Below are 10469 nucleotides of genomic sequence, written 5' to 3' on the forward strand. Positions count from 1 at the left end.
ACCGCGGGGTTTTTTATGGCCATGGATGGCCTGGATCCTGAAAATGCAGGAGCACACGGATGTGGGAGTTAGAGCGACGCAGGATGCCAAAGCCGGGGAGCAATTTTCAGGGTATGGCAAGTACGGCCTGTATGCTGGCAATGCCTGGAGCAATTGCCAGTGTATGGCTTGTTTTGGATGCTCAGTGCCAACGCCAGAATCAACGCTTCCGATTACTTTCTGATACTATCTTTACGTCTTTAAAAATGGGCCCGGCTATCACCGGATCCCTTTTCTGTCATCAAGGATCACCAGAATGAAATACGCTCTTGCTGTTTATGGTGCACCGGGCAATAGCCAGGCGCCACAGACGGCACTGAAGTTTGCCAAGGCGCTGTTGTCCCAGGGGCATGAGATTGTCCGGCTGTTTTTCTACCAGGATGGGGTTAATACCGCCACAGCGCTGGCCCAACCTCCCCAGGATGAAGTGAACCTGCCTGAGCAGTGGCAGCGTTTTATTCAATTAAATCAGCTGGATGCAGTGGTCTGTATTGCTGCAGCGCTTCGTCGGGGAGTGGTTGATGAGGGCGAAGCCTCTCGATACGGTTTGCCTGCCTGTAATCTCAGGGAAGGTTATGAACTGTCAGGTTTAGGCCAGCTGGTGGATGGGGCGCTAAAGGCTGACCGACTGATTACTTTTGGAGCCTGATATGAACGCTGACATGAAAGAAAGCCTTTGCATCCTTTCTAACCGGGCGCCCTATGCCGGACAAATGGCCAGGGAAGCCCTGGATGCGGCACTGGTTTCAGCTTCCTATGAGATAGAAACCAGTCTTCTGCTGATGGGGGATGGGGTCTATCAAGTTCTGAATGAGCAGGATCCGGTAGACCTGCCCCGTAAGAGCCTGTTGGCCATGCTCAGTGCCTTGCCCATGTATGGCGTAGAGACGGTTTATGTGGACCATGAGTCTCTTGATGAGAGGGGCGTGAGTGAAGCTTCGCTGCATGGTATTGCTACCGTTTTGGCGACGAATGAGGTTCCTGCCTTTATCCAGAAACATTCCAGGGTATTGAATTTCTGATGAGTACACTTCATTGCGTGAATAAAGTCGGCCAGCCGTTAGCGCTTTGCAAGCGTTCTGTGACTGCCGGGGACGGGATCCTTTTTATTGAAGATGGAGTTTATGCCCTGTTGTGTGAGTTGGATTTCCCCGCGGACTGTTCAGTGTATGCCATTGAAAGTGATCTGAGGGCAAGGGGAGTGAAACAAACGCTGGCGAAAGCGGTCACCTATGAGGTGTTTGTGGAGCTGACCGCACAGCATGAAAAAGTGGTTTCATGGTTTTGATATATTATCCAATCATATATAAGAGATTGACTTAATCGACAACTCCTTTTGCTTTTGTGGATCAGTGCAACCATTCTTTGAAACAATGAAAAAGATGGCTGTTCAGACAACCTCTTTGCATCAGGAGTTCTTACCCCATGCGTTATCAGGCCTTGTTTGTATTATTGTGCCTACCCATCGTTCTTATGGCATCAGAAGGAGTTCACTTGAAAGCACCGGTTGCCCAGAAAATACCTCATACCATTGTCCAGCATTCTCACACCCGGGTGGACGATTATCACTGGCTCAGGGATCAGAACTGGCAGAAGATCATTGAAGGGGACCTGGATTTCAGTAACCCGGAGGTGCTCAGCTATTTAACCGCCGAAAGTGCCTATAAAGACCAGCAGATGGCGGACTACAAAGGGGTGGAGAAAGGTCTGTATAACGATATCCTTTCCCGTATCAAGGAGGATCATCAGTCCTGGCCCGTCAGGGAAGGGGAGTTCTTTTATTATTCCAGGGAAGAAAAGGGCAAAAATTACCCGATTCTCTGTCGCAGAAAAGGCAGTATGAAGGCTCCTGAGCAGGTCTATATGGACATTAACAAAGAGGCCGAGGGCAAAGAGCTGTATATGTTCGGCCCTTCTGCTGCAAACCGGGCCAACACCTGGCTGGCCTATGGTTATAACCTGACCGGTTCCATGGAAAGAACATTCAAGGTAAGGAACCTGGACACCGGAAAAGACCTGGAATGGGCTTTTCCCAACAGCAATGGATCTTTTCTCTGGGCCGATGATGACAACCTGTACGTGATTGAGAGAGATGAGTTTTCCCGGGGGAAAAACGTCTATCGGATTAACATCCACCAGGGGCCGGCCAAAAAGGAACTGATTTTCACCAAGCCGGATGAATTCAACAGTATGTTCATGTGGCTATCCGAGACTACGGATCGGAAGTATGTGATGCTGACTCTCAAGAGCGGCTCCAGTCAGGTTCTGTATGTGGCGGACAGGATGACTGACGGTAAGGCGGGAGTGTTCAAGCTGTTTGCCCATGGCAGAGATGATGTCACATTTGATCTTGATCACTACCAGGGCCATTTTTACATTCTGACCAACCTGGGGGGCGCCAATAACTTCAAAATCATGAAAACCAGGGTGGCTACAGAGGCCTGGGGTCATAAGTCCTGGGTTGAATTTATTCCTGAACAGAAAGAGATCAGCCTGAACGGACTGAGTTTTTATAACAGTTATCTGGTGCTGGAGCAGAAGAACAATCCCAGAGCTCTGGACGAGCTGGTTATCCAGGATATGAGTTCTGGCAGTCGTCGTAATATTGCCATGCCCGATGAAGCCTATGAGTTGGACTTTTTCGGTGACTGGGATCATAACGCCACCACCGTCCGCCTGAATTACTCCTCACCCATACGCCCCAGTACGGTAATGGAGCTGAACCTGATTTCCGGGCAGGTCAAAGCGGTGTATACCCGTGAAACACCGAATTTTGACCCGGAGAAGTATATTGTCAAAAGAGAATATGCCCTGGCCCGGGATGGAGAGGAGATTCCCGTCACCCTTATTCACCAGAAAGGCCTGAAGCTGGACGGCGGCCATAAGGCACTGGTTTATGGCTATGGTTCCTATGGTTACGGGATGACAGCGGGCTTTTCATCCAAGCGATTCAGCCTGGTTAACCGCGGTTTTGTATACGCCATTGCCCATATTCGTGGGGGGGATGATAAGGGGTATGAGTGGTATCTGAAGGGCAAGATGCACCATAAGATGAATACCTTTTATGATTTTATTGATGCCACGGAACACCTGGTTAATCGGGGTTACACTAGGAAGGGCAACATTGCCATCAATGGTGGCAGTGCCGGAGGGCTGTTAATGGGAGCGGTGACAAACCTCCGTCCTGACCTCTTTGGCTGCGTGGTGGCGGATGTGCCTTTTGTGGATGTAGTCAATACCATCAGTGATGAATCCCTGCCATTAACACCGCCGGAGTGGGAGGAGTGGGGGAACCCGGTCAAAAGCAGAAAAGACTACGAGTACATTCTGAAGTACTCGCCCTACGATAATATTCAGGCTAAGGCCTATCCTCCGATGCTGTTTAACTCGGGTATTTCTGATGAGCAGGTCACTTACTGGGAGCCTGCCAAAATGGTCGCCAGGTTGCGGGCGCTGAAAACCGATCATAACCTGTTGCTGTTGAATATAAACATGCACGCTGGGCATGCCGGTGCCAGCAAACGGTATGAATGGATTGAGGAAGAGGCATTTAATTATGCCTTTATTCTGAAATGTTTTGGTATGAAATAGTGTTCTGAATGGAACTTAGCAGCTATGTCTTGCTTGGCTCGTCAGTGCTTTTCAGGCATGCTGCACACTCATTTTAATTAAACACCTCTCCCTTTGGGACTGGAAGACAGGAGCCTTTTTATGGGGATGGAAATTACCGCCATTGTCTTTGTCGCCCTGATAGCGGTGCTCATTGCAACAGGGGTTCGAATGGTGCCCCAGGGGTTTAACTACACCGTTGAGCGGTTTGGCAAATACACCCGGACCCTGCCGCCGGGGTTGCATGTTATTGTGCCGGTTATTGACTCAGTGGGTAAGAAAATCAATATGATGGAGCAGGTTCTTGATATTCCACCCCAGGAGGTCATCAGTTCGGACAATGCCCAGGTGACCACGGATGCGGTTTGTTTTTATCTGGTTCAGGATGCGGTGAAAGCTTCCTATGAAGTGAACGATCTTGACCGAGCCATGAAAAATCTGGTGATGACCAATATCCGGGCGGTGCTCGGTTCCATGGAGCTGGATGACATGCTGTCCAACCGGGACCGTATTAACGTCCAGCTGCTCACCAAAGTGGATGAGGCCACGGACCCCTGGGGTCTGAAAGTGACCCGGATTGAGCTTCGGGATATTGCTCCACCCGCTGACCTGGTGGAATCCATGGCCCGGCAGATGAAAGCGGAACGTGAAAAGCGGGCACAGATTCTTGAAGCTGAAGGTGCCCGGGAAGCGGCTATTAAAGTGGCTGAAGGTGAAAAGCAGGCTCAGATTCTCAAGGCAGAGGGCGAGCTGGAGGCCGCCAAACGTGAAGCGGAGGCACGGGAGCGACTGGCGGAGGCAGAAGCAAAGGCAACCGATGCGGTCTCTAAAGCCATTGCTGAGGGTGATCCCAGGGCCATTAATTATTTTGTGGCGCAAAAATACGTGGATGCATTGAAGGAAGTGGCTTCTGCTGACAATAATAAAGTCATCATGATGCCATTGGAGGCCGGTAATGTGATTGGTTCTCTGGCAGGAATTAAAGAGCTGGTGGGAGAAGCGACCAGCAGGAAAGGATGAATATGGACTTTTTCCTGGATGTGCAGCCCTGGCACTGGCTGATTCTGGTTTTTCTGTTCCTTGGGCTTGAAGCGCTGGGAGCCGGCGGTTTTCTTCTGGGCTCTGCTCTGGGGGCGGCCCTGGTTTCATTGTACCTGTGGCTTGTTCCAGGCACTGGCTGGCCTGCCCAGTTGATTCTTTTTGGCTTGAGCAGTCTGGTATTTACCCTGGCGTACTGGAAGCTTTTCCGAAGCGTGAATAACCGCAATGATTATCCGGAGTTGAACAACCGGGCTTCACAACTGGTCGGGCATACTCAGGTTCTGGAGCAATCGCTGCCCTGTGGTCAGTCCCGATTGCTGATTGGGGATACCTTCTGGAAAGTGGAAACAGACCATGAGATCAAGGAAGGAAACCGGATTCGGGTGATCGGGTGCCGGGGGATGATTCTGCAGGTGTCCGAAATTTCCTGACGGGCACCTGGGGCTTTTATGGAAAAAACCGTTTGCTTTAGCTTTTGCTTAGCGGGCTGATGCAAGCGGTTCTCTTTTACCCTTGGCCCGGGAAGTCGCTTCATCCAGCGGCAGCTGCTTTGTCACTTTCTATCATTCTTTGCCTGAGGGTGTCGAGCTTATCCTTACGGTCGGACTCTGTCATTGTGGCACTTGAGGCTATATATTCGTTTAAGTCCTTTTTCAATACTGGATCATGTCCGGATACCTCAATCAGTTCTTTTGAACGAACCTTGTAGGCTTCTAAAAAAACAGCATTTAATTCGGCAGTATATCCGGCTATGGCAGCGTCAAGTTCAGCCTTTCTTCTTTCCAGGGTTTTCAGGGACTCACCAGAGGCCTTGGCCGCTTGCAATTTAACCGACCTTCTTTCTGCGAGCTGATCATTAATTTTCTGATGAAAGTGAATCTTATCCAGAGTAAATATCAGGTCGCTGACCTTACTGACCATGTCTCTGGCCTGTTCAATGGTAGCCTGCTCCACAAGCTTGTCACCGTCTTCGTTCAGGCGGGTGTAACTTTTCAACACCAGCGCCGGTTGGCTGCGTTTGGTCTTGGTCATATCCAGTTTTCTGCGCCAGGGCTTGCTCAGCTTTAACCGTTTTAGGCTTTATAAACCGGTTGCGTTTGGGGCTCTCGGTAGCCTGGTCGCTTTTAGGAGAAGGCTGGATGATTGTGCAGCGCTTTCCTGGCTGAGCAGCTTGTTTTGCAATAGTGCTCCACTGAACCATCCGGTCGAACTCATCCTTGGTGGTACCACGAATGATTTTGTTGAGGAGGTTGACCGGCATTTTGTATTCAACCTTCATCCGATCAGCCAGCCGGGCCTGCTCTTTAGCTTGCATTTTGTCCAGATATGCCCGGTAGCAGCCAGTCCAGCCTCTCATGCGTTTGATGCTGTAGGATAAGCGACGTCGAAAGCTGTTGGCGTTAATGGGAGTAGATTTGATTTTTCCCCTGCTCAGCCTCATGACAGGTCTGGCAGTGGCCACTGTGGTGGGCTTGCTGTTTTCCGTAAGTGACGTTTTCTGAAAGCGAGCCCTTGTTTTTCCAGCAAAGCCCCTCCTGACGGGTATTCGCCCTGGCTGATTCCGGCGAAAAACGCTACGACCAAAAGCAGGGCATGCCTGGGACTGGCTTTTCTCAGGAAGCGATGAGCAGGCGGGTGTTCCGCCTGAGAAAGCTGTTGGCTGCTGTACTCCTGTTGCCATAACCGTACTCCTTTATCCGGTCATTCTTTTGTGGCTAGCTGCTTTATAATGGCTATCCATTAGCCCGTTTCTTATAGCTTGCGAGGGATACTTTACGATACAACTGCAACCGTAGCCAATAAGACAATGGTCTATTCCCATCATTTCGGGTTTGAGCTTATTGTATGTCATCAAGAGGCCTGAATAGCCTCTGAAAACGCTGTGGTTATCAGGCCCCATTACGTTCTTCACTCTGTAAAACTGAACCAAAGGAAGGGCGATCAGTGATGGCGGGTCAGAACAGCAGTGTATAGACAACTCCCGAAAGAGTCGCCATGGTCAAAATCACCGTAAGAAAGGCCGCCACAAGTTTGTTGTTGAAAATGGATTTGAGCAGTATCACTTCCGTGAGGCTGGCTCCTGCACTCCCAATGATCAATGACATAACGGCCCCCAGTCCCATCCCTTTTGCCACCAGCGCAGAGCTCAGAGGGATTACTGCTTCCGCCCTGATGTAAAGGGGAATACCAATAACAGCTGCTAGAGGAATTGCCAGCAAGTTATCTTCCCCGGCGATTCTGGCAATGAAGTCTGTGGGCATAAAGCCATAAATGACCGAGCCAATGAGAATACCCACCATCAGGTAGGGAAGGACTTTTTTGAAGTCTGACCAGGTATTTTGAGCGACTTTTACCCATTTATTGGTGGTTTTTTTACTGGAGGAGCAGCCTGAACCGCACTTGTTCCCGGGTGTGTGCCAGGCCTCTGGTTTAATGTGTTGCTCGAACCCGGCTTTTTCCAGAAGAAAGCCTGCCAGCACAGAGACACCCATGGCCATTCCAAAATAGAAAAAGGTGACTTTAAGCCCGAAGGTGACTGCAAACAGGCCAATAATGATGGGATTCAGAAGAGGGCTGGCAAATAGAAATACCATCATTGGCCCAAACCCCGCTCTGGCTCTGAGGAGCCCTTTCAGAAAGGGGATGGTTGAGCAGGAACAGAATGGGGTAATGGAGCCCAGTAACGCTGACAGGATATACCCCTTACCATTTCTTGAGCTGAGAATCCCCTGGATTTTCTCCGGTGGAATGTAAGTCTGCACAATGCCTACCAGATAGCTGATGGCCAGAAAAAGTGCTGTGAGCTCCACAGTCAGGAATAAGAACATTTGGAGGGTATGTTGGAGCATGGGATGAGTTCCTCATTAATAAAAACTATAATTCTGGAAATGCGGAAATTAAGATGTTGGCGTATCCCTGTCAATATATTTCTAAAAATATCGAAATAATCTGTGCTTTTGAGTAGACTGTGCGGCTCACAGAGCGGTTTTTTAAGGAGGTGCTATGGACCTTGAGACCAGTGCCGGAATATTAAAAGAGTTGGGACACCCAACCCGGCTGGCGATTTTCAAACATCTGGTGAAGGCGGGTCATGATGGACTGGCGGTGGGTCGTTTGCAGGAGGAGCTAAGTGTGCCTGGTTCCACGCTCTCTCACCATCTCTCTGCATTGGTGAAGGTGGGGCTGGTCCGTCAGCACAGAGAAGGCCGGACCCTTTTCTGTCTGCCCCAATACGGTCAGCTGGACAAAGTGATTGAGTTCCTGAAAGAAGAGTGCTGTATGCGGGAATAAAAAGCCTGCGGTCATCGTTGTTCAGGGTTTGCGCTATGCTGAGTGCTTTGATGTTATTCAGCGGGAGCAGGTGTGGACGAGATCTTTCAGCAGTGGAGTATCTACAGGAAGATCATTGATAATGATTACCTGGAACATACTCAGATCGCTGCCGTATTGGAAACTGAGCTTTCTGCCGGTAAAAACTGCCAGGATCTTCTTGATCTGGGGTGTGGAGATGCGGAGGTCTTTCATCGCTTATCGGCTCGTTTTTCAGAAGTCCGGTATGTGGGGGTGGATGTAGCACCCAGTGCCCTTGATTGTGCCCGGGTGCGTCTGCAGGAGCATGGTGCTTCCTGCGCGTTTTATGGGATGGACTTGCTGGAGTATCTGAAGCAAAGCCCAGATCGCTATGACGTGATTCTGATCGGATTTTCCCTGCACCACTTATCCGCTGAAGAAAAACAGATGTTTTTCGTTCTTGCCCGCAATTGTCTGGCAGCGGGTGGAAGGCTGATTATTTATGATATTTTCCGTTCCAGTGGACAGTCCAGGCAGCAATTTCTGGAAGCCTACATTCCCTGCGTTGTGGAGGAATGGACGTCTCTGAATAAGGAAGAAATGCCTCTGCTATATGAGCATGTGAGCACCAAGGACTTTCCTGAAACCCTATCGATGATGGAGAACTGGGCGCTTCAAGCTAAATTTTCCAGAGTGGATAAAATCTGGCAGGGTAGCAGGCCCAATCACAGTATGATTTCCTGTTACGCAGGGTGATTTCTGTTATTTGCTCTGCTTGAGAGTCCGGTCCGGTTTCTTTATCCTTGTCACCTTCTGAAAACCATGGGCGCCTGAGATGGGGCTGGTGGTTATTATTGTGTTTTAACATCCTATTTTTCAGGCTATCTCATACCTGATACCTATTGTTTACTCCCTGCAGGACATTCAGATGCAACCCAGTTATGCAGCCACGCCAGCTCCCGCGAGAAGCCAGGCTCTTCAGTGGCTTTCCGTCGCAGTCATGATTTATCTATTGCTGATGGCGGTTGGAATGATTGGTTCTGGTTTCAAGTGGGCATCCGGTGGAGCGGAAGGAGCCCGCCAGCTGTTTGCCTTTGCCACCAATCCAGTGATGGGGTTGGTGACGGGGGCTCTGGCTACCGCTGTTGTCCAATCTTCCAGTACCGTCACATCCGTCATAGTGGGGTTGGTGGCGGGAGGTCTCCCGGTTGAGACGGCGATACCCATGATTATGGGGGCCAATATCGGTACCACTGTGACCAATACCCTGGTCAGCATGGGGCACGTTGGCAAGAAGAAAGAGTTTCGCCGGGCATTCTCCGCCGCCACTGTCCATGATTTTTTCAACCTCATGGCGGTGATTATCTTTCTGCCTCTTGAGGTAATGACGGGCTATCTGCAAAAAACGTCTGCTTACCTGGCCCATATGCTGGTGGGAGGGGATACCGTCAGTCTGAAGGGGCTGAATTTTGTCAAGGCTGCCACAGCTCCTGCCGTGGATGTCTTCAAGGGCATCTACAGTTCATTTCCTGACCTATGGGCCGGTGTATTTCTGGCCCTCACGGGACTGGCCTTTATTTTTCTATCCATCATTTATCTGGGAAAACTGCTGAAAAGCCTGATGGTTGGTCGTGCCAAGCAAATTCTCCATAAGGCAGTAGGACAGGGACCCATAACGGGTATATTCTCAGGGATGTTGATGACCATTGCAGTACAGTCTTCATCCACCTGTACCAGCCTGATCGTACCTTTGGCGGGTAATGGTATTTTCAAGCTTAAGGAGGTTTATCCATTTACTCTTGGCTCTAACATTGGAACGACCATTACCGCCTTGCTGGCGGCAACGGCTGTTCAGGGGAGTATGGCCTTTTTTGCGCTGCAAATTGCCCTGGTGCACCTGTTATTCAATGTGTCTGCGGTGATTTTGATTTACAGCATTCGTTTTCTGCGTAATATTCCCCCTCGAATAGCCCGACGTTTTGCCCAGGTCGCCAGTCGAAATAAGTGGATGGTTCTGGTCTATGTCATCGGTGTGTTTTTCGTCCTGCCCGGGATATTAATTGCAATCACAGCCTGAGGAGATCGTTATGACCACGCTCAAGGAATACAAGGCTCATCGTAAGGAGCTGAAAGCACAGATCAAGGAAGCAAAGGCTACCCTGCATCGTCTTGAACAGGAACTGGAGGATGAGCGCCTGGAGATGCAGCATGAGGAGGTGGATCATCTGGATGAGTACTTCGATAAGGCGGAGCCCCATCTGGCGGATCTGAGAAAGCTGGGAACGACAGCCATTGAAGACTTCAAGTCTTCAATCCGTAGTCTGATCAACGCTGTGGGAGGTTCTTCAAGGAAAGAATAATCTGTAGTAGTTCAGACCTGATCTGACAGTCACCGATTTTTCAGAGGGTGTCTGTCAGGTCAAATTCAGGCTACAAATTTTTCCTTCCAGATCTCTTTGCCATCTATCAGAGTTTCCATTGGCGTTCTT

13 protein-coding genes are annotated in these 10469 nt (G+C 49.9%); 10 read left to right on the forward strand and 3 right to left on the reverse strand.

Translation table 11 applies throughout. The annotated features are described in order from the left end of the window. Positions 1-295 precede the first annotated feature (295 nt). The 6 genes from tusD (at position 296) to ACNRUY_RS16455 (ending at position 5120) form a co-directional block, all read left to right on the forward strand. Positions 296-688 carry a sulfurtransferase complex subunit TusD gene (gene tusD, locus ACNRUY_RS16430; protein ID WP_488112732.1) on the forward strand — a complete coding sequence of 131 codons (393 nt, stop codon included), beginning with the start codon at positions 296-298 and terminating at the stop codon, positions 686-688. Between the two features lies 1 nt (position 689). Beyond that, positions 690-1061, forward strand: a complete 372-nt coding sequence (gene tusC, locus ACNRUY_RS16435) for a sulfurtransferase complex subunit TusC (protein WP_488112733.1) — start codon at positions 690-692, stop codon at positions 1059-1061. Further along, on the forward strand, positions 1061-1327 hold the full coding sequence (tusB, locus tag ACNRUY_RS16440; RefSeq protein ID WP_488112734.1) for a sulfurtransferase complex subunit TusB: 267 nt from the start codon (positions 1061-1063) through the stop codon (positions 1325-1327). The genes tusC and tusB overlap by 1 nt, the downstream gene beginning before the upstream one ends. Before the next feature lie 137 nt (positions 1328-1464). Then, positions 1465-3630 carry a S9 family peptidase gene (locus tag ACNRUY_RS16445; protein ID WP_488112735.1) on the forward strand — a complete coding sequence of 722 codons (2166 nt, stop codon included), beginning with the start codon at positions 1465-1467 and terminating at the stop codon, positions 3628-3630. Between the two features lie 120 nt (positions 3631-3750). Continuing rightward, entirely contained in the window at positions 3751-4668 is a 918-nt protein-coding gene (locus tag ACNRUY_RS16450) for an SPFH domain-containing protein (RefSeq protein WP_488112736.1), read from the forward strand. After that, on the forward strand, positions 4665-5120 hold the full coding sequence (locus ACNRUY_RS16455) for an NfeD family protein (protein WP_488112737.1): 456 nt from the start codon (positions 4665-4667) through the stop codon (positions 5118-5120). Before ACNRUY_RS16450 ends, ACNRUY_RS16455 begins: the two co-directional genes overlap by 4 nt. Before the next feature lie 100 nt (positions 5121-5220). Here the strand turns inward: ACNRUY_RS16455 and ACNRUY_RS16460 are convergent, their stop codons facing one another. The 3 genes from ACNRUY_RS16460 to ACNRUY_RS16470 form a co-directional block, all read right to left on the reverse strand. After that, a complete protein-coding gene (locus tag ACNRUY_RS16460; RefSeq protein ID WP_488112738.1) occupies positions 5221-5721 on the reverse strand; it encodes a hypothetical protein in 501 nt (166 codons plus the stop codon). Next, positions 5651-6004 carry a hypothetical protein gene (locus ACNRUY_RS16465; RefSeq protein WP_488112739.1) on the reverse strand — a complete coding sequence of 118 codons (354 nt, stop codon included), beginning with the start codon at positions 6002-6004 and terminating at the stop codon, positions 5651-5653. The genes ACNRUY_RS16460 and ACNRUY_RS16465 overlap by 71 nt, the downstream gene beginning before the upstream one ends. Positions 6005-6644: 640 nt before the next feature. Beyond that, the gene (locus ACNRUY_RS16470; protein WP_488112740.1) at positions 6645-7538 is read right to left on the reverse strand and encodes a permease; all 894 of its coding nucleotides are present in this window, start codon (positions 7536-7538) and stop codon (positions 6645-6647) included. 154 nt (positions 7539-7692) lie between these two features. Between ACNRUY_RS16470 and ACNRUY_RS16475 the strand changes: the two genes are divergently transcribed. From ACNRUY_RS16475 to ACNRUY_RS16490, 4 genes are all read left to right on the forward strand, one after another. Continuing rightward, positions 7693-7980 carry an ArsR/SmtB family transcription factor gene (locus tag ACNRUY_RS16475; RefSeq protein ID WP_488112741.1) on the forward strand — a complete coding sequence of 96 codons (288 nt, stop codon included), beginning with the start codon at positions 7693-7695 and terminating at the stop codon, positions 7978-7980. Positions 7981-8052: 72 nt separating this feature from the next. Then, positions 8053-8736, forward strand: coding sequence for a class I SAM-dependent methyltransferase (locus tag ACNRUY_RS16480; RefSeq protein ID WP_488112742.1), 684 nt, complete (start codon positions 8053-8055; stop codon positions 8734-8736). Between the two features lie 172 nt (positions 8737-8908). Continuing rightward, entirely contained in the window at positions 8909-10057 is a 1149-nt protein-coding gene (locus ACNRUY_RS16485; protein WP_488112743.1) for a Na/Pi symporter, read from the forward strand. 10 nt (positions 10058-10067) lie between these two features. After that, positions 10068-10340: a hypothetical protein gene (locus tag ACNRUY_RS16490; protein ID WP_488112744.1), complete on the forward strand. Its 273-nt coding sequence runs from the start codon at positions 10068-10070 to the stop codon at positions 10338-10340. The last annotated feature ends 129 nt before the right edge of the window (positions 10341-10469 follow it).

The organism is Endozoicomonas sp. Z74, from assembly GCF_057680865.1.

Bases quoted from the DNA above. Each gene is read 5' to 3' on its own strand.
- tusD (WP_488112732.1), top strand. From the start codon at position 296: ATGAAATACGCTCTTGCTGTTTATGGTGCACCGGGCAATAGCCAGGCG.
- tusC (WP_488112733.1), top strand. From the start codon at position 690: ATGAACGCTGACATGAAAGAAAGCCTTTGCATCCTTTCTAACCGGGCG.
- tusB (WP_488112734.1), top strand. From the start codon at position 1,061: ATGAGTACACTTCATTGCGTGAATAAAGTCGGCCAGCCGTTAGCGCTT.
- ACNRUY_RS16445 (WP_488112735.1), top strand. From the start codon at position 1,465: ATGCGTTATCAGGCCTTGTTTGTATTATTGTGCCTACCCATCGTTCTT.
- ACNRUY_RS16450 (WP_488112736.1), top strand. From the start codon at position 3,751: ATGGGGATGGAAATTACCGCCATTGTCTTTGTCGCCCTGATAGCGGTG.
- ACNRUY_RS16455 (WP_488112737.1), top strand. From the start codon at position 4,665: ATGAATATGGACTTTTTCCTGGATGTGCAGCCCTGGCACTGGCTGATT.
- ACNRUY_RS16460 (WP_488112738.1), bottom strand. From the start codon at position 5,721: ATGACCAAGACCAAACGCAGCCAACCGGCGCTGGTGTTGAAAAGTTAC.
- ACNRUY_RS16465 (WP_488112739.1), bottom strand. From the start codon at position 6,004: ATGCAAGCTAAAGAGCAGGCCCGGCTGGCTGATCGGATGAAGGTTGAA.
- ACNRUY_RS16470 (WP_488112740.1), bottom strand. From the start codon at position 7,538: ATGCTCCAACATACCCTCCAAATGTTCTTATTCCTGACTGTGGAGCTC.
- ACNRUY_RS16475 (WP_488112741.1), top strand. From the start codon at position 7,693: ATGGACCTTGAGACCAGTGCCGGAATATTAAAAGAGTTGGGACACCCA.
- ACNRUY_RS16485 (WP_488112743.1), top strand. From the start codon at position 8,909: ATGCAACCCAGTTATGCAGCCACGCCAGCTCCCGCGAGAAGCCAGGCT.
- ACNRUY_RS16490 (WP_488112744.1), top strand. From the start codon at position 10,068: ATGACCACGCTCAAGGAATACAAGGCTCATCGTAAGGAGCTGAAAGCA.